The sequence below is a fragment of the Psychrobacter sp. UBA6766 genome, assembly GCF_002453355.1.
Taxonomy (GTDB): domain Bacteria; phylum Pseudomonadota; class Gammaproteobacteria; order Pseudomonadales; family Moraxellaceae; genus Psychrobacter.
Genome location: NZ_DKGQ01000011.1, coordinates 1 through 21,410, shown reverse-complemented (window position 1 = coordinate 21,410; position 21,410 = coordinate 1). Strand labels below are relative to the sequence as shown.

The following is a 21,410-nucleotide window of genomic DNA, read 5'->3' as shown; positions in this document are numbered from 1 at the left end:
TTTATTTTGAACTGACTATAAAGTATATGCAGTCGCCATCAGATTGCGCTAGGCTAGACTGATGAAAGTGGTTAAAAGCGGCTGAAAGAAGGGTTACCAATAACGTGGGTAATGGCGACCACGACCGATATTATTATAAATTAGGGCAACTGCGACCAAGGCCAGCGCACCTATCAAAGTAGGGGTGATTAAAAAATGCCATTTAACGCCGCCGAGCATGACGATTAGTGGGTTAGAGCCAGCGGGTGGATGTGGTACACGAAGCAACAACATCAGCGCAATCGCTGTGCCAACTGCAAGCGATAGGCTCCACCACTCAGTACCAAATAAGGTCAAAAACGATAAGCCCGTAAACGTAGTGATAAGATGACCGCCAACAATATTTCTAGGCTGGGCAAATGGGCTTTCTGAATAAGCAAATATAAGTAAACAACTGGCACCAAACGAGCCCAAAATCATCGCGACGTTTTGCCAACTTCCTAGTAGCGCTAGGATGGCAGTCGCAAATGTGCCGCCAACCCAAGCTAAAGCAATAATGACCAATGGCAGTCTTTGCGGGCAATCATCAGTTTTGCCCTGCATTTTATTTAATGAAAAAATCTTATCCACAAATATTTCCTAAAAATACATAAATGACCGAGTTAAAGAAAACAAACTAAGCATGAAAAATTAATCGATAAGTAAATAAGCCATTTTTTAAGGTAATGATTTTATAAAAGTGGTTTTTTGAAGGTGTTTATCTATTCATTATCTTTAGTATTTAACTTTTGCATATTTGATTTTTCATACTGACTTTTAATATTAATATTTGATTGAATAAACGTTTTATACTGATAAAAATATAAGGCAATAATAATGTTACTCCCCCCGCAGTTATTACGTTTCGATGAGGTTTCAGTCGCTGTTCCAGACTTTATTCGTTATCCCACCATTAGACAGTTGGCTGAACGGGTGCAGCATGAGACCTTAAATGCCGTCACCAGTCCTGCGCTGTATGACGCTAATAGCACGTCTTTTAGCGAGCGTATACTAGACAGTCTCTATCAGACGCCGATTGCTGATGCCTCGGTGTTGGTTGCTATCACCCATGAGCGCCATCCCAAACTGCTACTGACACGCCGCGCTGCCCATATGAATAGTCATGCTGATGAAGTCTCCTGCGCGGGCGGCAAACATGAAGCGGGCGATGGTAATAATGTCGTCACCGCGCTGCGTGAAGCCTGCGAAGAGACCGCATTGCCGCCTAATAAAGTCCAGCTACTTGGTCAATTGCCGATTCAAACCTCCAAAAGCGGCATGAGTGTGCGTCCAATTGTGGCGCTGATTGCACCAGACTTATTGTTAGTGCCTGAGCTTGATGAAATCTCGCGTATCTTTTGGGCAGATTTTGAAACCTTGCTGACGCAACCTACCGTAGAGTATGCAGTCGAATATAAAGTGCAAGATCAAACCGCCACACTTCTCACACCCAGCTGGCAAGTAGATGGGGAGACGATATGGGGTCTGACAGGACGCGTCATCGCCAGCTTGCTAGAAACGGGCTTTGATCGGCAGCTTGAATGGTATTACCGCATCCAAGATACACGTAATTAACGTGTAGGCGGTTAAGGTTAAAGGTTGTGATTTCTAAAATAGAACCATTCTCTAGTCAAAGCCAAGCGCGTCTTTTGCGGATTTATTATAGTTATTGTAGAGGGCGTTGATAATGGTTTAACATATTCTATTTACTACTAATAATATTCATTATTTATAGTTACTGTTATGAATTTATCATTAGACTATTATTTTTAGTTATCAATCCTCTTTAAAAGTGGACATTTTTTCTTCTTAAAATTGTGATTGCTTATTTATAATAATCATCGTTTTTCTTTAGCCACCAGTTCATATTGTCTTGGCGCTTGGCACGGAATGCTTCTAATTTTTCAGCCACGCTTTGATTGTGCTGGCGTGCGGTATCGAGAGCAAAAAGAATCGGCACTGAGGATAAAACGCCAAACCGTATTTTTGATTTGGGTAAATCTAGCCCATCGCCAATATCATCGCCAACCAAGGTTCGAGTCACACTGGCATTGACCATTTCAACGAAACGCCCGCGCCGATTGTCCTCACCCATCAGCTGACGTGGCAAATCATGCAGTGCCTTTGCTAAGGGTTGGCCCATTTTAAAATCAAGCTGCTGAATCGATAAATAGGTGTAGAGCCACTCCCAGCAAGCCGCTTCATCTTTTGGTAAGCGCTGCAAATTAACGCCCATCCAATAGCTGGCAAGATGCCATAAATGTAAAATACCTTCGGCTTCCTCGCTGCTGATACGGGCGCCAAGCAGTCGTAACCCGCGCATAATCAACAGTGAAAACTGCAAATGGGTCGCTACCATGTCGGTTTGATTAATAGGAATACCCCAATAATCAGTATTCCAGCTACCATCTGGGTTATGGTGTTGATCAGCATTGGGAATGACGCCTTTCGCCGCATTGCCTTTACCTTTGAGCAAATTTTGTCGTACTAGGGTATGAATTTGCCGTACCTGAATAGATTGCCGCCAGCCCTCAGAACCGATTGCTAATACTTGGTCAATAGAACGACGCTTGGTGCTGGTAGCTGAGGCTGATTGAGGATGTTCCGAAACGGCTAGGATATAAGCATACGTGCGCATTAATCGCGGTAGAGCGTCGTGCATCAATGCGCCCGTTTGAATAAGCGGCAGCGATAGGGCAGGAATACTATAACCAGCCATTAGTGCGACATTACGTAATAGCCAAATAAGCATCAGCGGATAACGTCGATAAGCGGCTGCACCGATTTGTGCAAGCTTGGGGTCAAACCATTCAGGATGGCTGCTAAATTGCTCGGTTAAGGCGTTAAATGCATGGTTGTTTAAGAGGTTAGCATCGAAGTTGCTGCCATTGCCACTATTACTATCGCTGATGATAAATTGTTGCAAGGGCTTGGCAAAACGAATGCCGTCGGCGGCTAACGCATCTGCCACTGGATCACCAATATCATAGCCTGAAACCATCTTAGCTAATAAGTCTTGCGAGATTTCAAAATCTTTTGGCAATAAATAACGCTTAATACGCTTTAAGACCTGTAGGTCACTATGATCGTCAATCGCCGTCGTACGTCCATGACGCTGATAAGTGTTAGGCGTTTGATGAGTGTCAGACGCTTGACAGAAACTAGTTCCTTGTCGAGCATTGGCAGCATTTTTTTTGGCAATTTTTTTAGCGATATCGATGGGATTCATATTTATTAGCTACTCTGTACCGTCAGGCTTTTATGAACTAATTTTAAGCAGTTTGAGCGACTGAGCTATAAAGTTAAAATCGCTCAGTCACTTATTATGAATGATGCGTTAAGTCTACAGAGGTATTGTTGATCTCTTCTTTTAAGGTGGCTTTTAACATGAGGTAACCTGCAATACCGGACACGATGGAACCCATGATGATACCCAAACGCTCATCAAATAATGGCGTCGCGCCGCCAAAGGCCAAACCACCAATAAACAAGCTCATGGTAAAACCAACGCCGCAAAGTAAGGCAGCACCGTAGATTTGCTTAAAAGTCATACCTTTTGGCATGGTAGAAATACCCAATTTGAACATTAACCAACACATTATCATAACGCCCATTTGTTTTCCGATGAAGAGTCCAGCAGCAATGCCCAGCGGCACGGAGTGAAATAGCTCGGCAAAGCCTGCGCCTTTAAGCGAGATGCCTGCATTGGCAAAGGCAAACAATGGCAAAATCCCGTAAGAAACAGTGTTTTGTAAGTCGTGCTCAAGCTCTTCAACCGGCGAATGCTCAGGGTCAGTTCGATCAAATAAAGGAATAAATAACGCCAGTATCACCCCAGCTAAGGTCGCGTGAATGCCAGATTTGAGGACAGCAATCCACATAATAACCCCGATGAGCAAGTATGGAGTGATGCTAGTGACGTTACGGCGATTGAGTAGATATAGGAATGGCAAACACAGAGCAGCGATAGCCAACGAGGTAAATGACAATTCACTGGTATAAAATAAGGCAATGATTAAGATGGCGCCAATATCATCGAAAATAGCAATAGAAACCAAAAATACCTTTAGCGAATTTGGTACGCGATTGCCCAATAAGCTTAGAATACCAAGGGCAAAGGCAATATCAGTCGCGGCAGGAATGGCCCAACCTTTCCAAAATTCAGGCTCATTGTAGTTAAAAATCAGGTAGACAATAGCGGGCATAATCATACCGCCCAGCGCGGCGCCAGCCGGTAAGATAATTTGCTTGATGTTAGAGAGCTCGCCGATGAGTACTTCGCGCTTAAGCTCAAGACCGACTAAAAAAAAGAACACCGCCATCAAACCGTCATTGATCCAGTGGTGCGCGTCTTTCGCAATCGCAAAACTGCCGATTTGAATGGCAACGGGAGCATGAATAAAGGATTCATACCAACTATTAAGAGGACTATTGGCAACAATCATTGCCGCGATAGCTGCCAGCGCTAAGACAATACCGCCTGACGCTTCGAGGTTGAAAAATGCTCTGATTCTTTGTATTGCCATATCATCCTCATTGACTCAATAAAACGTGCTAAATCATGCAAAAACTTCAAATATCTATGCTGCTTTGGTTTGCTTAGTTTCATTTAGTTTAGCGATAGACCATAAACCATAGTCATGAAGTAGCTGGCGTAGCAGATAGATGGTTCTAGTTTCTCATACTCTTATTCATATACACAATTAAATACATTAGGCAGTTTTGTGCTTTTTCCTTAAAGGCTGACTGACTTTTATGATCGCCACTTTTTGTGACTATGACTATGATGGTGATGGTGATGGTCAAAGCAAATACTGCTAAATAAGTTATTACGACAAATCTAGCAGACTTTGCTAGGTTTTTGGTTTTTTTTACGGTTTTATCTTTATAATGAGCCCCTTTACACAAATTTTAACGTCAAGTTTGCTTGTTTTTATTACAAATTTTCAAGGTCGGTGTCATGGATTTATCACTCTCTATCGAGATTATTTTAATGCTGATGGCGGTTGCTGCGCTGGCAGGCTTTATCGATGCTATCGCTGGCGGCGGCGGTTTATTAACCATCCCTGCCATGCTGCTTGCCAATATTCCGCCCGTGTTAACCTTAGGGACCAATAAGTTGCAAGCAGCCTCAGGAGCGCTCGCGGCGTCCATTACCATGATTAAAAAAGGTGTCATCAAGCCTAAAAGTATCAAAGTTGCAATCATTGCCGCTTTTCTTGGTTCTGTTCTTGGTACGATTGCCGTCCAGTTGTCGCCGCCGGATTTATTAGAAAAACTGATTCCATTTTTGATAGCGGCGATTGGTATTTATACCTTATTTGCGCCGAGATTGGGCGAAGTTGAAGCGGCACCGCGCATCTCAGAAAGTAAGTGGCAAAAAGTAGTGGCACCCTTGATTGGTTTTTATGATGGTTATATCGGACCAGGAACGGGGATGTTTTTTGCCTTAGGAAATGTCGCGCTACGAGGTCGGCAAATTATTGAAGCGACAGGCGCGGCAAAAGTGCTAAATTTATCTACCAATATTGGTTCGCTTATTTTCTTTATCTTAGGCGGAAATGTGTTGTGGAAAGTGGGGCTGGCAATGATGGTGGGTCAGACGATAGGGGCTTACTTTGGCTCACACATGGTCGTTAAAGGCGGTAGTAAACTTATTCGTCCAGTGATCGTGTTGGTTTGTTTGGCGATGCTGACGAAATATGTATTAGGTTAATGACTGGCTGTATTATTAATGCTGGAATGAACTTTCTTCGCTTGCTGTGCGCTTTGTACTCCATAGGCTTCAAAAAGTTTATCCCAACAGTACTGTAGCGTTTTTAAGTATTTTGACTAGGGCGTGTCCTCAATTCAATCGATGGACATCTAAATTGGGCTAAAAATGCCTAAATTTTGCCAAACTTCGTTAAATAGCTGGGTAATATCTCGATATTGACGGCGCTATTTTCCTTGTTTGGCTGCAATTTATCTCATTTTTATCACCATTTTTCAAATGAGGACACGCCCTAACTATTAATTTTTAAAAGTTTCATTTAAGGTAGAAATAAAAAACCTCAGTCCAAGTGGCTGAGGTTTTTTTGTTATCTATCTCTCAAAAGTAGCTACTTTATATTAAAAGCCAGTTATGCTTTATTTAACCACGTTTAATGTCGTCGTATTCGCTGCCCATGATGCCATCGCTAAAAACTTCAGAGAATTCGCGCTCACTGTTTTCGTCGATATGACCATCGAACACCTCTTTTGCACCAGCATTAGGGTCGTTGTAAATTGCCAGATCCATTTTACCTTCTGACTTCGCTACAATAGCAGTCACAGCAGCATCGCCACTGACGTTGACGGCGGTACGTAACATATCAAGGATACGGTCAACCCCTAAGATCAAACCAATACCTTCGATAGGTAAGCCCACTTGTGCAAATACCATCGAGAGCATAATTAAGCCTACACCAGGAACGCCCGCCGTTCCGACAGAAGCCAGTACCGACATCAAAATGACGGTCAGATATTCGGTAATGCCCAAATCAATACCATAGATATTGGCAATAAAAATGGTCGCCGTTCCCTGCATAATAGCCGTACCATCCATGTTGATGGTCGCACCAAAGGGTACAGTAAATGAGGCAACAGAGTTATTGACGCCCATACGTTTGGTGACAGTACGCAGCGTAATTGGAATCGTTGCGTTTGAGCTTGAAGTACTAAAAGCAAAAATCTGTACTTCGCGCATTTTTGCTAAAAAGGTTCGCACTGATAAGCCTGAAGATAGCTTCAAGACAATCATCATAGTCACAAAGAAGTGGAAGGCAAGCGATCCAATCAATACTACGACATAACCGAGCAGTGACCAAATAAGGTCTAAGCCAAGCTCCGACATGGCTTTGGCTAACAGTGCAAAAACACCATAAGGCGCAAGATTCATAATGATGGTCACCATTTTCAAGATGACTTCATTGATAAGCTCTAAGCTTTGAACCAAGCCTTTGGCAGGCTTACCCACCATTAAAATACTGATACCGATTAAGATGGCAAAGAAAATAATCGATAACATATCGCCATTCGCCATCGCACTGATGGGGTTGGAGGGAATAATGTTAGAGAATACATCGAGCAATGGCGGTGCTGATTGCGCTTCAAATGCCGCTTCCGTCTCGATATTCATACCCTTACCGATGCCAAATAGCACGCCAAGGCCAATCGCAGTCGCAATTGCCAGCGCCGTTGTCATCATATAGATGAAAAAGGTTTTGGTACCGATGCGACCCAGCAAGCGAATGTCACCGATGCCGCAAACCCCGCAAATAAGCGAAATCAGTACCAACGGTACTACCAGCATTTTGAGCGAATTCACAAACAACTTGCCGATAATGGCAAAAAGACCATTGTTTATATAGGTATTAACAAAGCCACCCTCGGTGTTCAATCCCGTATAGTTTATAAATAAACCCAGTATGATACCCAGCACCATGGCAACAATAATCTTGCCTGTCAGTCCCATATTCTTCCACATAACTACTATCCTTGGTTGCCGTAACGCACAGTCATAAATACGAAATCTTAAGCCGCATGGGGTGATAATCGTTTTTGCGCCTGTAATTATTACGTCTAAAAGTTGGTTACCTGTCTTTGAAGTCAGATTTTGGGGACAATATAAAAGAATTGTTGGGGTTACTGCAAGAAATATTTATGACTAAGAACAGATGATAGAAGCAATTTACTGTTTTTTAGGTTGATTTAGTGGCAAAAATTTTAGATTAAGTTGAATAAGGTAAGCAGTTTTCACCTGTAAATTTACGCATAATAGCTTTGCTATACACAAAAAAGGCACACATAAAAAAGCGAGATCATCGGTATTGGATAATCCCGCTTAAGTACAAAGATGAGTCTGAGAAAATACGGTTTTTAGCTACTTATAAAGCGTTTGTCTTAAGCAGCTATTATTGTAAATCTTTTTATATCTTGTCATTTTCGTCACGGCGCAAGCCATCTTTCCATTCAGAATGATGCTCAGTTTTTTCTATCTCGTTGTCCGTCACAGTTTTACGGGCTTCATCTTCAGCGGTATGAGTATCTGGCTCGGTTTTATTAAGGCGATGATTGTAGCTCATGCGTTCGTTTAGATGGTTTTCTGCATCACGGCGACGCGGATCAAGCGCTTCTGCGTCGGGATCTGAATCTTTAAAATCGGCCTGATCACGTATTTCTTTGGCCGTGTCTTGTTCGCTGACCATTTTGACATCACCATCGCTTTCATAACCGTGGTCAGGATTATCATCGCCCGTTGGTTCTTGATGGTCGGTAGTGACAGAATCAGCCATCTGAGCAGACTTATCTGTCGCAATGCCGTTTCTTACTTGAGCGTCTTTTTTTAACTGCGCATAATCAGTCAATTTATGTACCGCATTAGCCAAACTGTGCGGATTCTCGCGTGGTTGCGCTTCAGCTAAATGCTTATCGAACACATCGGTTAATAATGAATCAAAGCGTATGGCATTATAGCCAATCAGCTGCTCAGCTTCTGCTTCGGTAATGTCGCCATTTTGACTGGCAAATACCACATGATCTTCAAAAGTAAGACCTTCAAAATGGTCTTTATGCTCAGCCTTTTTAAACTTCTGCCATAAAGGTTCTACTTTAAGCAGGGTTTGATAAGCGTTCTCCATGCGGCCATTGACATCATCTGGCTCGGTATTGTAATACACCATGGTTTTAAGATAGTCACGGAATGGATTGGCTTCAAAGTCATCCATAAAGGTGTCGCCCAATTTGCGTTTAAGCTCATCGCTTACAGGAGCAAAGATACGACCACTTGGGAAAGTCACAAAACTGACCAGACTGGCCGCCATGCGATTTGGGAAGTTGGCAAATAGAGACAAAAAGGCTTCTTGAATGGTATAAAGGCTATTTTTTAGCGCCACTTCTGCGTGTAAGCGCTCGGCTTCGGACTTAGAGCCGTATTCGTAAAATTGCAAAATTGCCGTTGCCATAAATAGATGGGCATGAATATCCGCTAAGCGCCCAGAGAGCATCTCTTTACGTTTTAAATCGCCAGCAAGTAGGCCTAGCGCCATATCAGCTGTCAAAGCAAATCCGGCGCTCAAGCGGTTAATATTTTTATAGTAAGGACGAGTAAAGCTATCCGCAAAGTTTGGCGCGTGACTGCTGCCACCGACATAACCTGCGACAAATGCTTTGGCGCCGCGATTAAAGGTATAACCCAAATGTTTAAAAAATAAATTGTCAAACTCTTTAAGCGCACCTTCTTTATCTTCACTTTGTAATAATTGTAGTTCATCAAAAAGGTAAGGGTGGCAACGCATCGCCCCTTGGCCAAAAATCATCAACGAGCGCGTTAAGATATTGGCACCTTCAACGGTAATAGAAACAGGGATTGCTTGATAAGGAATCGCTAAAAAGTTGCGTGGTCCCATCTGTATCGCGCGACCACCGACGATATCCATGCCGTCGTTGATGATGCCGCGCATGGTTTCAGTGGCATAATATTTTGCCATGGCAGTCATGACTGATGGCGTACCGCCTTGGTTTAGACCACAGGTGACCAGATGACGGAAAGCCTCTAGCATATAAGTATTACTCGCCATACTGCTCGTAACGTCCTGAATTCCCTCGAATTTACCGACCGAGATTTTAAATTGTTCACGTACTTTCGCAAACGCACTGACCGTCAAATAGCTGACTTCACTGGCAGACGTTGATAGGGCGGGTAGCGAGATACCACGGCCTACACCTAAACATTCCATCAGCATCCGCCAACCACGACCAGCATTTTCGACGCCACCGATAATATAATCGAGGGGGATAAAGACGTCGGTACCATCTACCGTTCCATTCATAAATGGCGAGCCAACTGGATTATGACGCGGACCTGTAATGACGCCTTCATGGCTGGCAGGCACGAGCGCACACGTAATACCATAATCGGTTTTTTTAGGATCGCCAAGCAGACCTTCTGGGTCATACATCTTAAACGCTAAACCAACGACGGTAGCGATAGGTGCTAAAGTAATCCAGCGTTTGGAGAAATTCATACGCAGACCAAGTACTTGCTCGCCTTCATGTGTACCGTAGCAAACCACGCCCGTATCAGGAATGGCGCCCGCATCAGAGCCCGCTTCGGGACCCGTCAAACCAAAGCAAGGGATTTCATCGCCTTTGGCAAGTCCCGGCAACCAGCGTTGCTTTTGTGCATCGGTACCGTAATGCATCAGCAGCTCACCAGGACCAAGCGAGTTTGGTACCATACAACTGACGGCTGCGGTTGGTGAGCGTGAAGCAATCTTACTCATCACGCGGCTTTGGGCATACGAACTAAATTCTAATCCGCCGTATTCTTTTGGAATGATTAACCCCAAAAATCCATTATCCTTAATAAAGCGCCACGCCTCTGGTGACAGCTCTTTATCTTCATGATGGATTTTCCACTCATCAAGCATTGCACACAGCACTTCGACTTCATTATCAATAAAGCTTTGTTCTTCTTCTGATAATTCAGGATAGGGATATTTGGCAAAAGTATCCCAATTTGGCGCACCCATGAATAGCTCTTTTTCCCACCAGCTGGTTCCTGCATCAAGGGCTTCACGCTCGGTATCACTCATGCTCGGCATCGCGCCGCCTAAGGTCTTATAGACGGGTTTGGTAATCAATGATTGGCGTAGCGGAGCGATTAGCAATACCAAACACAGTAGCGCGATCGGTATTCCTAAGATAAGTGACCATGGACTGATAAAGGCGGTGACGAGGACGGTAACTAAAGCGACAATACTACCCGTGACACGTGATAAGGATAATAAAAAGATGGCTAAGACCATGGCTAACTGAATAACTATTGCTAAAATAAAAAAGCCGATGGCCATGACTGTCTCCTTGATAACGCCGAATGTAAAAGCGTAGAAATTTAAGTGAGTTAAAAAGATGGAGTAACATTCATTGTTATTTTATTTTTCCATCTTTGATGTTGATAGAGAACAAGCTGATTTATGCAAAAAAGTGGATGTTTATGTTCAATTTTATTTAAATCTCCACATGCTAAACCTATCAATACCCGCTTTGCTGAAGGGGGTAAAACAAAAGCGCTTAGAGCAAAAATAAAGTAAGCTACCAATATGAAACAGTTGTTTATAACTATCAAGAGCCAAAATGCTACGCTATGTCGATAATATGTATCAAGCTTTGACCACCTCATCAAAATTTTAAAAATAAAACTTATAACAATTGTTTAAATCTCTAAGCACTCAGCCAAAAGGCGCTAAGCAGCTTTCAGCGTACGATAAGGTTTCATTGCGACCGACAATGATATGGTCAACCAATGATAAATCTATTAAATCACAGGCTTTTTTTAGCTCATAAGTTAATAGATTGTCTGCCGTTGACGGGGTAGCGTCAGTATGAGGATGATTGTGCGCGATAATAAGCTGGCTTGCAGCGTGGCTCAACGCATGCCGCAAAACGTGCTTGATGCAAACTGAGCAAGATGAAATACCGCCCGTAAACAATATCTCAAAATTGATTAAATTTAGCGCATTGTCTAAACACAGCACGGCAAAGACTTCGCGATGTTCACCGCGTAGCTGAGTGCTGATATAGTCTTTCACCATTTGTGAGCGATTGAGGCTGTGGCCCATCTTCAGCTGACTGTTTAAATAGCGCGTTCCCATCTCAAGAGATGCCATAATCTGAGCGTATTTGGCAGGACCGATACCATGACAAGCAAGAACGGTCTTCTGCGGCGCCGCTAAAAGTTCTGCAAGACTGCCAAACTGGTCTATCAAATGGCGCGCCAGCTCGATTGCTGATTGCGACTGCGTTCCTGTCCGTAGAAATATGGCCAATATTTCGGCATCCGATAAGTGCGCGGCACCAAATTTCAGCAGTTTTTCACGTGGTCTATCATCTTCGTGCCAGTCTTTGATTGCCATTATTACTCCTTAAAAAGACATAACTGATTGCTAAATAAGATAAATTCACAAAACTTCCCCTAACTTATCGCATAATTGATACTATAAGCGCAATTTTTATCTTTCAATTTTTTGCTGATGCCACGCTTATGTCAAATATTGTGCTTGCTATCACCGGCGGTATCGCCGCTTATAAATCTGCTCTATTCGCCCGTCTGTTGATTAAGGCAGGATTTGATGTGCGCGTCATTATGACCACAGGCGCGCAAGCTTTCATTACCCCGCTGACCCTGCAGGCATTGACAGGTAATGAGGTTCATATCTCATTGCTTGATGAGAAGGCAGAAGCGGGAATGGGGCATATTGAGCTGGCTAAATGGGCAGACTTGGTAGTGATTGCGCCTGCTTCCGCCAATACGTTGGCGCGTCTTGCGATGGGAATGGCAGATGATCTATTAACGACTGTCTGCTTGGCAACTACTGCGCCCGTGATTATTGCACCGGCAATGAACCAGCAGATGTGGGCGCATCCAGCAGTGAATTTAAACGTGCAGACGCTGCGCGATATGAATTATCAAATTATTGCGCCAGCTAGCGGCGAGCAAGCATGTGGTGATGTGGGTGCAGGACGCTTACCTGAGCCAGAACAGTTACTGGCTGAAGTATTGCTGTTTAAAGCCATGCAGACGACGCCTCAGCTTTTGGTCGGTAAGCGAGTAGTAATTACGGCAGGACCAACGGTTGAAGCGATCGACCCTGTGCGCTATCTATCCAATCATTCTACTGGAAAAATGGGCTTTGCCTTAGCTCGTGCGTGTGTTGCCGCTGGTGCAGAAGTTATTTTGATTGTTGGTGGTAAAGTGGTATTACCAACCCCGCTCAATGTGACTCGTATTGATGTGTTATCAGCTAAAGAGATGCTGATTGCAGCACAGCAATGTGTGGAAGGTAGGCATCCTGTATTACAGCATCTAGCTGAAGACGAGTATTCTCATAACCACACTCATGAGCATCATCATGGCGACTGTGGATGCGGTGAGGAGCATGGCGAATCACATACCCATTTACAACATGATGAAGCTGCTGCTGACTATCATCAACGTGAGGCGCGTGCTGCTGATATATTTATTGCCACTGCTGCTGTCGCTGACTATCGTACCGAACAAGCGGCACCGCAAAAGATTAAAAAGACCCAAGATGCCATGATGCTGAGTTTGGTTAAAAATCCCGATATCTTGGCGACGATTTCGCTTGCGCATCCAGCGTTATTTGTTGTTGGTTTTGCTGCAGAAACGCAGGACGTTGAGCGCTATGCTCGTGGTAAATTGCTTGATAAAGACTTAGACCTGATTGCTTGTAATGATGTCTCACGGGCAGATATTGGTTTTGCTAGTGATGATAATGCCATGCAAGTATTCTTCTCTGAGCGCTATGAACACGATAGTATTACGCTTGAGAAGGCGGGCAAAGATAAGATTGCTGAGCAGTTAGTCAGTATTATTGGCGAGGCAATTTGGCAACGTCGCAATGCATAAGACACGATCTAGTTATGCGGTTTCCCATGTCGCCAATATCGTTATTAAGCCTTAAAGATTGATGACAAGTTTTATGGCTAGCGACGATAGTACCCAAACGTTATTGCTACTGGCAATTTTTGCGCTAGCATCATTGCTACACGGTATTAGTGGGCTGGGTGTGACGTTAGTAACGACCACCGCGCTTGCCAGTATTTATCCGTTACCTCATGCGATCGTTTTGGTGATTTTTCCGTCGTTATTGCTCAATGCTATGACTTGGCTGGCAGGTGGCGGTCGCAGCATTTGGCAAAACTTTACTTATTACGGTAGACGATATTGGTTGCTAGCACTAACCAGTTTGCTCGGTAGTATTTTGGGAGCTAAATTACTATTGTGGGTAGATAGCGCATATATCCTATTGGTATTAGCTGCGGTTATTGGTTTTTATGTCAGCAGCTCCTTGCTCGGTAAGCAAATTCGTCTGCCCAATACCAAGCCCGTATTGATTATCGTTGGTTTTAGTGCTGGCATTATTGGCGGCGCGACCAATGCGATGTCGACCATACTCATGATGTATTTGTTGTCCGCCAGTGACGATAAAAACACCATCGCCAAAGTCGGCAACATGTGTTATTTCTTAGGTAAGGTTGCTCAGATAATTGTCTTGCGCGAGCCTATGATGGCACTGAGCAGTGGTGAATGGCAGCTGATTGCGATACTGAGCGTGTTGTCTATCGCTGCGCTGTTAGTTGGGATTCGTTTGCGTCGCTACTTGCCACAAGCAAGGTTTCGTCAGCTTATTCTATTGATTCTTACTGTGCTCGGTGTTCGTGTTGGCTGGCAAGGAATATCAGCGTTACTATAAACTTAGCAACTAAATCAATTTACCGATTAAACAAATTTAACAGTATGGTGGCAACGATACTGATGATAATCATGGTGACTACTGGAAAGTAAACTCGCGTATTGCCTGAGGTGTGTTTGATATCACCTGGCATATTGCCTATCCACGAAAACGCGCTTGGGAATATCAGCCAAATAACGCCTATTACAACCAATAAAGCGCCTATACCAATCAATATTTTTGCCATATAAAATCTTATTAACCTCGTTGCATTATTTTTCTGTTTTTCTCGATAGTTAAGACATTACATCCACTATTCATTCATCAAAAAAAATCTGTTGCGCCAAACGAAACGTATTACAGTGAGCCTCAACCACGTCTTCGATATCTTCTGAATAGCCGCCGCCCATGACGATAGCAACGGGAATATTGGCTGCCTTAGCTTGTCGCAGGACAAACTGATCACGCGCCTTACAACCCTCTAGCGTCAGGCTAAGTTTGCCCAATTTATCGGTGGCTAGCACGTCGACCGCAGATTGATAAAATATCATATCCGGTGCAAATTCATGGATTAAACGCGGCAATGTATCTTCTAGTATTTGTAAGTATTCTCTATCAGCCGTATCATTATCTAGCTCGATATCTAAGTCTGACACTTGCTTGCGAAATGGGTAGTTTTTTGCGCCATGCATACTAAAGACAAAAACGCGCGGCTCATCCGCCATGATACTGGCATTGCCATTACCTTGATGCACGTCCAAATCCACTATTAAAATTCGTTGCGCCTGTCCACGATTTAATAATAAATTGCTGGCGATACAAACATCATTAAAAACGCAAAATCCCTCACCATGATCGGCAAAGGCATGATGAGTGCCGCCCGCGACATTCATCGCTACGCCATATTGCTGCGCATATAATGCACATTCATACGTGGCATGGGCAATATAACGACCGCGCTCTACCAACTCTGGCGTCATCTCAAAGCCAATTGCTCGTGCTTCTTTGCGTGGTAAGGTTTGGGTTTTAAGCTGCTGCCAATAGTCCGCAGTATGGGTGGTTAAAATTTCCTCTTCGCTCAGACGTTTTGGGGCAAAAAAATTATCGCTAGTGATGGTCCTTTCGGCCAGTAAACGTTCAGGAATCATGGTGTATTTTTGCATAGGGAAGCGGTGTTTTTCGGGAACGGAATAACGAAAAATATCAGAGTAAGCAATTTTTAGCATAGTATTAACGTATGTCTTTTAACAAGTAATTTAAGAATAGAAGGTAAAAGAATAGAGAGATTTAAGCGTTTTGAAAGTAGGGTATTGGTGAGAAAATGTAAGAGCGACAAATACCGAGTTTGCGCAATGGATTACTGAACGAATTGCGTGGGTAAAAAAAAGGTTCGAGCATCCTCTTGTTGATGTAGCGTCATCAGTAAATCTTGCAATTCTGTAGCAGGATTTTGATTGTTGACCAATTCACTAAATATCTCATAAGTCACCGTGGTCATCGCGATGACGCTTTGTAATAAGTGCTCAATGGTACTTTCATCCATACCGACCGCTTCGACATCGATGGCGTTTTTGTAGCGTATTTCGCCATCATTGATATCCATTTCAAGATTGCCAATCAGCATGTCGTAATTGATTTGGGTAATAAGTAACATCGCAGCGCTTTGATGGCTTTCGGGTATTAAGAACGGCAAAATACCATAGACGGCCAGTAGGTTGTTGTGTTCTTGCACGCGAAATAGGTAGCCGCAATCAAGCTTTTTATTACGCATTCTGAAAGACAGGTAGTGTGATTGCTGGCTGTCGTTATTGTCGCTGTCACTGCTTTTGGGTCGATAATGGTTGTAATGCCATTGTTGATCGTCAAAATACTGCTTCAGATAATTGACAATAGGAGTGTCACTCAACGCTTTTTGCTTTGTCATACTACCAATATCATTATCAAAATAAGCGTCAGTATCAGTATCAGTGTCAGTATCAGTATCAGTATCAACACTGCTATCTAATCGACTATCAAGATTGCTACTAAGGCCGCTATAAAGAACGTTATCGAAGCTGAGGTTTATATTATGATTTAAATCACGGCTAGAGCTACTAATATCCGTAGTATCGTTGTTATCATCAATGTCTTTATGATGATTTTTTATCCTAGCTTCCTGATCTTGTGAGGGATGAGGATTATTGTCTTCTGCGGTTAAATTCAAATCTGAGTCTAAATTCCAATCTTCAGCCATCTTCATATCGTCAATAGTAGCCTGTTCAGCTAACGTATTAAGCAGCTGTTTGATTTTTTGCCATAAGCTGAGTTTGGAAAATTGGCTCATAGATAGTGGGCTGGCTAATAAAAGGTAGATAGTAAAAGAACAAAAATAAACTAAAACAATAACTAATCGTTGCCAAATATCAATCCTGCTTTGATACTTGGCTGCGCATAAAACGCTTGCAGCATCTCTGTTATATGCGCTAATAGCCACGAGCTTTCAAGTGCATCATATATGACAGGTAGCAGGGCAGTATTCAATTGCGCCACTGCCTGCTCATCGATGTGTAAATTTGCCGCGATAGTGGCCATGCTATCATCCTGATGGTTGCTATACCAAGTATCGACGCTTGCGGCCACAAGGCTGTGCAAATAAGGGGAGAGGCGCAAACGGTTATAGCTTTGCTGGATGCCCGCTTCAATATGCGCAATACTGCTATCGTTTGGCTCATCACGCAAATAGGTTTGGATTTCGCTAATCGGTTTTTCCTTAACACGCCCCCAACCCGTGACCAATAAGCGCGCAACTTCTTCATTGGATAAATGTGCTTGAGCGTTGGCTTCGGCTCGACGCGTTAAATCTTTAATATTGCGATGCAGGTACGTTTGCAGCTTTTCATCGAGATTGCGATTGGTTGCTTTTTCAAACGAGCTGCGTCCAAACTTCATCAGCTTACCAGCGGCGCCGGCTTTATCTAGTGTGGTTTCCATAAAATCATTGATGGCGTGATAAAGCGTTTGCGTCAATAAATCAGCAAAGGTTTCATTGCCAACCAGCGTATGAACCAAAATATTACGCTGCTCTTTATGACTGCCGACATAGTTGGCTAGCATTTCAACTTGCGTGTCATCGACCAATTCCGATAAAGGCACATTGTCATTAACGGGATGATAAATAATGCTGTGCAAAATATCGCGAATATCGCGGCGTACCACTTCGCTTAGCGGCTGTTTAAGAAACCAGTCATTAATAAGATGTTGTAAGTCATCGCTGTTGATATATTTACTGAGTGGCTGCTCGCCAAACCACTGCCAAGCTTGCATTGCTAACGGCTCTGCTTGCGCATTCAGCCATTGCTGCATAAAGGCAACTTGTGCCTCGATTAAGCTGTCGAGCGTTAGGTTGGTACTCGAAGCACTTTGAACGTTTAAATTTTGGCTATCTTTTGAAGTCTGCATAGGTTTTGAGGTCATAGTAATCGACAATTTGTTATACTGTGTGGTTGTGGTAAGCATAAAGTATTATGCCATGAACCTCATCTGTGTTTGTGATGAATATTGCCTGCTGCTTAATAAATAATGAGAGGTTTGGATGACGGCTCTACATACAGCCTTACTTGCGCTTGATGAGCTGACGGTTCAGCGCGGTGAAACTCCTTTATGTGAAGGGGTGACGCTCAATCTGGCTGCCAGTAGCATCTGTCACTTGATTGGTGCTAATGGTACTGGCAAAACGACGCTTCTTATGCAATTGGCTGGGTTATTGCCAGTGCTAAGCGGTGAAGTTGTTTATCAAGGGATAGCAAGCTTGCCCGTGCAGCCTTTATACGTATCGCACCAGTTGGGCATTCATCCAAACCTGACCGTCGCCCAAAACCTCACTTTTTTGCTCAATTTATATGGCATTAGTCCAAGTACAGCTGATATCGATGACGCCCTTACATGGGTAGGGCTGCAGGGTTTTGAAACGATTAGCTCAAGCCATTTATCGGCGGGGCAAACACGGCGCATTACCCTTGCACGGCTTTATTTATTAACGCCTGAGGTCACGCCTTTATGGCTACTCGATGAGCCATTTACCGCGCTTGACGTCGATATGGTAGCACGCATGGAATATAGGTTGCGCGAATTTGCTACGGCTGGCGGTGCGATACTAATGACCAGTCACCAAGCCGTCGGCGTTGCCAATCAAGTGCTCGATTTGTCCGATTATATGGTGTAAATGCTATTAATATAACTGCCATAAACATCGATCTAGCTGCAACAAGCGTCAATATAAGTGCGACAAGCATGAGTGGAAGAGCCAATAAATGATAGACACTGACAGTACAGTACAAACCGTGAATACAAGCTCAAATGCTAACACTACAAATGCTGGTGCAGCTGCTGCACGCGCTATCAGTTTTATGCAGCTTTGGCGGCGCGAATGGCAGGTCAAGCAGCAAGGCGCGGTGCAGTGGTTATATCCTCTGGTACTGTTTTTAGTGATTATTACCTTATTTCCGTTAGCGGTTGGTAGCGAGCCTGCTTTATTGCAGCGCCTTGGGGTGTCCGCAGTTTGGATTGCCGCTTTGTTATCACTGGTAATGGGTGTTGATGGTTTATTTAAGCCTGCCCTTGATAATGGTACGCTTGCGCAATTAGTCGTCGCTAAAGCGTCGCTGCCGTTATGGGTGCTGATTCGTTTGGTCATCCATTGGATTTTTAGTAGTGGTATTGTGGCAGCATTAAGTTTGCTTGCTGTGCCTTTATTTCAGTTAAGCTGGTTTGAGGCGTGGATATTGATGGCATCTATTGTTACTGGCAGCCCGATGCTCCTTATGCTGTCAGCAGTCGCCAGTAGTTTGACGTTATCACTAAAAAATGGTGCGGTGTTGGTGCCTTTGATTGCCTTACCGATGCAGTTGCCGGTATTGATTTTTGCTACTGGTGCGGTTGATTTATTTGCTTCAGGGCTCAACGGCTTACCGATTTTAGCCTTATTATTAGCAGGTAGCATCATTTCGGTACTGGTGATGCCATGGGTGATTGCTCTGACTCTAAAAATGTCATGGCTCAATTAAAAATAAATGCTGGAACGCTATTAAAGCCTTTTATATTAACAGCATGGTGAAAACTGACAACTTTGCTATAATAGTTTATTCAACAAACAATCACGTGTAGATTCTATCCAGCGTTTAACGCCAGCAAGTTAGCGGGTAGTCGTATGAATCATGCGTTTTACTCGATAACCACCAGCTGCGCAATAGGTTTATCCCCATGCCCAACCTGAATAATGTCTCCTCTCCTAGCCTGTGGCAACGCATCTGGCAGGTCTTTTTGACCACTGTGGGAACCAAACAGTTTTTTCGCATTTTTGCGCCTTGGGTTAAGTGGCTCGCGATACTAGCAGGCCTCTGCTTGCTCATTGGTAGCGTTTGGGGCTTAGCGTTTGCGCCGCCTGACTATCTGCAAGGTAATAGTTACCGCATTATTTTTATTCACGTTCCCGCCGCCAGTCTGGCGATCTCTATTTATCTTGCCTTAGCCGTGTTAGGGGTAATTTATCTAGTTTGGAAGATTAAGACAGCAAGCCTTGTCGCGCAGGCGCTGGCTCCAATGGGCTTTTTACTTTGTGTGATCAGTTTGCTGACTGGTTCTATTTGGGCAAAACCGACGTGGGGCACTTATTGGGTTTGGGATGCACGTTTGACATCCATGCTTATTTTAGCGTTTTTATACGCTGGGGTGATGGCCTTGTTTGCTGCCTTTGAACATACCGCCAATCGCGGTAAAGCGGCGGCTATCTTGTCTATCGTTGGCGCGGTCAACTTGCCTATTATCAAGTACTCAGTGCAGTGGTGGAATACCTTGCACCAAGGCTCAACCTTTACCCTGACGGCGGCACCAAAAATGTCGGCAGATATGTGGATGCCATTACTACTGATGATTATTGGTAGTTACTTATTGGTTGCCTCATTGGCCATTTATCGAACCAATACTCTGATTTTATATCGCGATCAGGGTAAAGCGTGGGTTAAAGAATACGTTCGTGGCCAAAATAAATAATTCCTGAAATATAACCATGAACAAAGCAAATAACGGTTAGGAAAATATGATGCAGCCTTACTTTTATAGCGTCTCTGAGTTTATCGCCATGGGTGAGCATGGGGTTTTTGTCTGGTCATGCTGGGCAATTACGGTCGGTATGATGCTGATTTTTATTATCTATAGTCGCCGTCAACGGCAGACACTTATCAAACAGCTAACGATTCAGCAAGCGCGTCAATCACAGCGCGCTGCTAAAACACCCAGTCCTAAAACCAAACCATCCTCTTAAAATTATTCTTAATATCAACTTTTTAGCTCATAAAATGATAATCCCTTACTTGCAAATATATGACCTCATCGGTTGTTAGGGGGCTTATTGATTTGGGCAAAAAATGCTACCATATAGGTATTAGAAAAGTAAGTTTAGAAAGACTTATTATCAAGTCAGTCTGATAAGCATTTCTTTAATATTTTCTGTTTTATAAATAATCAATTTATAAAACAGCGACTCATCAATGAGGTAGCAGTATGAACGCAGTTCGTCGCAAAAAATTAATGTGGGTTATGTTTACGCTTGCAGGGGCGGCGATTGCCGTGGTGTTGGTAATTTATGCCATTGGGCAGCAAACCGATTATTACTTTGATGCCACTGCCATTGCACATGGTGAAGCGCCACAGGACAAGCGTATCCGCGCAGGCGGTATGGTGGTCGCAGGTAGCGTCCAGCGTTCGCCGAATGACCCGTTAAGCGTTGAATTTGCGATCACTGACTTTGAATCGACCGTGCCCGTGACCTATCAAGGTATTTTGCCAGATCTGTTCGCTGAAAACTCAGGCGTGGTAGCAACGGGCAAAATGCAAGGCGATACCTTTGTTGCAGGCGAAGTATTGGCCAAGCACGATGAAAATTATATGCCGCCAGAGGTTGCGAAATCGATGAAAGAAAACAATCGTAACGGCGCCATACCTTCTTCTGAGCAATATAATCCTGCAGAAAAAGTCCATGAGACTAAGACATTGCAGCAGTAATGGCGTTGACGATAACAGTTATTATAAAAAATGTTAAGTGTAAAAAAGCCAGTGAGATTGAACTGACCCCCATAAGTT

General features: G+C 43.6%; 19 protein-coding genes. 9 read left to right on the top strand and 10 right to left on the bottom strand.

Features of this window, described 5'->3' with window-relative positions:
* Positions 1-93: 93 nt before the first annotated feature.
* Complete coding sequence (locus B4K26_RS02880) at positions 94-609, bottom strand: HPP family protein (protein WP_296243431.1); 516 nt, start codon at positions 607-609, stop codon at positions 94-96.
* Between the two features lie 246 nt (positions 610-855).
* Between B4K26_RS02880 and B4K26_RS02875 the strand changes: the two genes are divergently transcribed.
* Positions 856-1,593 (top strand): NUDIX hydrolase, encoded by a 738-nt coding sequence (locus tag B4K26_RS02875; protein WP_296243429.1) that lies wholly within the window; start codon positions 856-858, stop codon positions 1,591-1,593.
* A gap of 250 nt (positions 1,594-1,843) precedes the next feature.
* Here the strand turns inward: B4K26_RS02875 and B4K26_RS02870 are convergent, their stop codons facing one another.
* Positions 1,844-3,247, bottom strand: a complete 1,404-nt coding sequence (locus B4K26_RS02870; protein ID WP_296243427.1) for an oxygenase MpaB family protein — start codon at positions 3,245-3,247, stop codon at positions 1,844-1,846.
* Between the two features lie 94 nt (positions 3,248-3,341).
* On the bottom strand, positions 3,342-4,544 hold the full coding sequence (gene nhaA / locus B4K26_RS02865; RefSeq protein ID WP_296243426.1) for a Na+/H+ antiporter NhaA: 1,203 nt from the start codon (positions 4,542-4,544) through the stop codon (positions 3,342-3,344).
* Between the two features lie 434 nt (positions 4,545-4,978).
* Here nhaA and B4K26_RS02860 point away from each other — a divergent pair, with 434 nt between their 5' ends.
* Positions 4,979-5,734, top strand: a complete 756-nt coding sequence (locus B4K26_RS02860) for a TSUP family transporter (protein ID WP_296243424.1) — start codon at positions 4,979-4,981, stop codon at positions 5,732-5,734.
* 417 nt (positions 5,735-6,151) lie between these two features.
* Here B4K26_RS02860 and B4K26_RS02855 read toward each other — a convergent pair whose 3' ends face one another.
* The 3 genes from B4K26_RS02855 to radC all read right to left on the bottom strand — a co-directional run bounded on the left by B4K26_RS02855 (position 6,152) and on the right by radC (position 11,954).
* Positions 6,152-7,525, bottom strand: coding sequence for a dicarboxylate/amino acid:cation symporter (locus B4K26_RS02855; RefSeq protein WP_296243423.1), 1,374 nt, complete (start codon positions 7,523-7,525; stop codon positions 6,152-6,154).
* 442 nt (positions 7,526-7,967) lie between these two features.
* Positions 7,968-10,892: an acyl-CoA dehydrogenase gene (locus tag B4K26_RS02850; RefSeq protein ID WP_296243422.1), complete on the bottom strand. Its 2,925-nt coding sequence runs from the start codon at positions 10,890-10,892 to the stop codon at positions 7,968-7,970.
* 378 nt (positions 10,893-11,270) lie between these two features.
* Positions 11,271-11,954, bottom strand: coding sequence for a RadC family protein (radC, locus tag B4K26_RS02845; RefSeq protein ID WP_296243420.1), 684 nt, complete (start codon positions 11,952-11,954; stop codon positions 11,271-11,273).
* Positions 11,955-12,082: 128 nt separating this feature from the next.
* On the opposite strand from radC, the gene coaBC reads away from it, so the two are divergent.
* Positions 12,083-13,468, top strand: a complete 1,386-nt coding sequence (gene coaBC, locus B4K26_RS02840) for a bifunctional phosphopantothenoylcysteine decarboxylase/phosphopantothenate--cysteine ligase CoaBC (protein WP_296243419.1) — start codon at positions 12,083-12,085, stop codon at positions 13,466-13,468.
* Positions 13,469-13,541: 73 nt separating this feature from the next.
* Positions 13,542-14,315, top strand: a complete 774-nt coding sequence (locus B4K26_RS02835; RefSeq protein ID WP_296243417.1) for a sulfite exporter TauE/SafE family protein — start codon at positions 13,542-13,544, stop codon at positions 14,313-14,315.
* Positions 14,316-14,334: 19 nt separating this feature from the next.
* Here the strand turns inward: B4K26_RS02835 and B4K26_RS02830 are convergent, their stop codons facing one another.
* The 4 genes from B4K26_RS02830 to B4K26_RS02815 form a co-directional block, all read right to left on the bottom strand.
* Positions 14,335-14,541 (bottom strand): DUF2905 domain-containing protein, encoded by a 207-nt coding sequence (locus tag B4K26_RS02830; RefSeq protein WP_296243416.1) that lies wholly within the window; start codon positions 14,539-14,541, stop codon positions 14,335-14,337.
* Between the two features lie 70 nt (positions 14,542-14,611).
* The gene (locus B4K26_RS02825) at positions 14,612-15,520 is read right to left on the bottom strand and encodes a histone deacetylase family protein (protein WP_296243414.1); all 909 of its coding nucleotides are present in this window, start codon (positions 15,518-15,520) and stop codon (positions 14,612-14,614) included.
* 131 nt (positions 15,521-15,651) lie between these two features.
* Positions 15,652-16,617: a YbjN domain-containing protein gene (locus B4K26_RS02820; RefSeq protein ID WP_296243413.1), complete on the bottom strand. Its 966-nt coding sequence runs from the start codon at positions 16,615-16,617 to the stop codon at positions 15,652-15,654.
* 62 nt (positions 16,618-16,679) lie between these two features.
* Positions 16,680-17,789: a hypothetical protein gene (locus B4K26_RS02815; protein WP_296243412.1), complete on the bottom strand. Its 1,110-nt coding sequence runs from the start codon at positions 17,787-17,789 to the stop codon at positions 16,680-16,682.
* Positions 17,790-17,865: 76 nt separating this feature from the next.
* On the opposite strand from B4K26_RS02815, the gene ccmA reads away from it, so the two are divergent.
* The 5 genes from ccmA to ccmE all read left to right on the top strand — a co-directional run bounded on the left by ccmA (position 17,866) and on the right by ccmE (position 21,332).
* Positions 17,866-18,495: a heme ABC exporter ATP-binding protein CcmA gene (gene ccmA, locus B4K26_RS02810; protein WP_296243411.1), complete on the top strand. Its 630-nt coding sequence runs from the start codon at positions 17,866-17,868 to the stop codon at positions 18,493-18,495.
* 184 nt (positions 18,496-18,679) lie between these two features.
* Positions 18,680-19,336 carry a heme exporter protein CcmB gene (locus B4K26_RS02805; RefSeq protein WP_296243436.1) on the top strand — a complete coding sequence of 219 codons (657 nt, stop codon included), beginning with the start codon at positions 18,680-18,682 and terminating at the stop codon, positions 19,334-19,336.
* 196 nt (positions 19,337-19,532) lie between these two features.
* A complete protein-coding gene (ccmC, locus tag B4K26_RS02800) occupies positions 19,533-20,321 on the top strand; it encodes a heme ABC transporter permease CcmC (protein ID WP_296243410.1) in 789 nt (262 codons plus the stop codon).
* A 46-nt stretch (positions 20,322-20,367) separates the two neighbouring features.
* On the top strand, positions 20,368-20,592 hold the full coding sequence (ccmD, locus tag B4K26_RS02795; RefSeq protein ID WP_409521404.1) for a heme exporter protein CcmD: 225 nt from the start codon (positions 20,368-20,370) through the stop codon (positions 20,590-20,592).
* A gap of 239 nt (positions 20,593-20,831) precedes the next feature.
* Complete coding sequence (ccmE, locus tag B4K26_RS02790; protein WP_296243408.1) at positions 20,832-21,332, top strand: cytochrome c maturation protein CcmE; 501 nt, start codon at positions 20,832-20,834, stop codon at positions 21,330-21,332.
* Positions 21,333-21,410 lie beyond the last annotated feature (78 nt).

What these genes read in the sequence shown, in the direction of transcription:
- B4K26_RS02815 (WP_296243412.1), bottom strand. Translation starts at nt 17,789, where the DNA reads ATGCTTACCACAACCACACAGTATAACAAATTGTCGATTACTATGACC.
- B4K26_RS02860 (WP_296243424.1), top strand. Translation starts at nt 4,979, where the DNA reads ATGGATTTATCACTCTCTATCGAGATTATTTTAATGCTGATGGCGGTT.
- B4K26_RS02835 (WP_296243417.1), top strand. Translation starts at nt 13,542, where the DNA reads ATGGCTAGCGACGATAGTACCCAAACGTTATTGCTACTGGCAATTTTT.
- B4K26_RS02875 (WP_296243429.1), top strand. Translation starts at nt 856, where the DNA reads ATGTTACTCCCCCCGCAGTTATTACGTTTCGATGAGGTTTCAGTCGCT.
- ccmE (WP_296243408.1), top strand. Translation starts at nt 20,832, where the DNA reads ATGAACGCAGTTCGTCGCAAAAAATTAATGTGGGTTATGTTTACGCTT.
- B4K26_RS02805 (WP_296243436.1), top strand. Translation starts at nt 18,680, where the DNA reads ATGCAGCTTTGGCGGCGCGAATGGCAGGTCAAGCAGCAAGGCGCGGTG.
- B4K26_RS02820 (WP_296243413.1), bottom strand. Translation starts at nt 16,617, where the DNA reads ATGAGCCAATTTTCCAAACTCAGCTTATGGCAAAAAATCAAACAGCTG.
- ccmD (WP_409521404.1), top strand. Translation starts at nt 20,368, where the DNA reads ATGATGCAGCCTTACTTTTATAGCGTCTCTGAGTTTATCGCCATGGGT.
- B4K26_RS02830 (WP_296243416.1), bottom strand. Translation starts at nt 14,541, where the DNA reads ATGGCAAAAATATTGATTGGTATAGGCGCTTTATTGGTTGTAATAGGC.
- ccmA (WP_296243411.1), top strand. Translation starts at nt 17,866, where the DNA reads ATGACGGCTCTACATACAGCCTTACTTGCGCTTGATGAGCTGACGGTT.
- nhaA (WP_296243426.1), bottom strand. Translation starts at nt 4,544, where the DNA reads ATGGCAATACAAAGAATCAGAGCATTTTTCAACCTCGAAGCGTCAGGC.
- B4K26_RS02825 (WP_296243414.1), bottom strand. Translation starts at nt 15,520, where the DNA reads ATGCTAAAAATTGCTTACTCTGATATTTTTCGTTATTCCGTTCCCGAA.
- B4K26_RS02870 (WP_296243427.1), bottom strand. Translation starts at nt 3,247, where the DNA reads ATGAATCCCATCGATATCGCTAAAAAAATTGCCAAAAAAAATGCTGCC.
- B4K26_RS02855 (WP_296243423.1), bottom strand. Translation starts at nt 7,525, where the DNA reads ATGTGGAAGAATATGGGACTGACAGGCAAGATTATTGTTGCCATGGTG.
- coaBC (WP_296243419.1), top strand. Translation starts at nt 12,083, where the DNA reads ATGTCAAATATTGTGCTTGCTATCACCGGCGGTATCGCCGCTTATAAA.
- B4K26_RS02850 (WP_296243422.1), bottom strand. Translation starts at nt 10,892, where the DNA reads ATGGCCATCGGCTTTTTTATTTTAGCAATAGTTATTCAGTTAGCCATG.
- ccmC (WP_296243410.1), top strand. Translation starts at nt 19,533, where the DNA reads ATGCCCAACCTGAATAATGTCTCCTCTCCTAGCCTGTGGCAACGCATC.
- radC (WP_296243420.1), bottom strand. Translation starts at nt 11,954, where the DNA reads ATGGCAATCAAAGACTGGCACGAAGATGATAGACCACGTGAAAAACTG.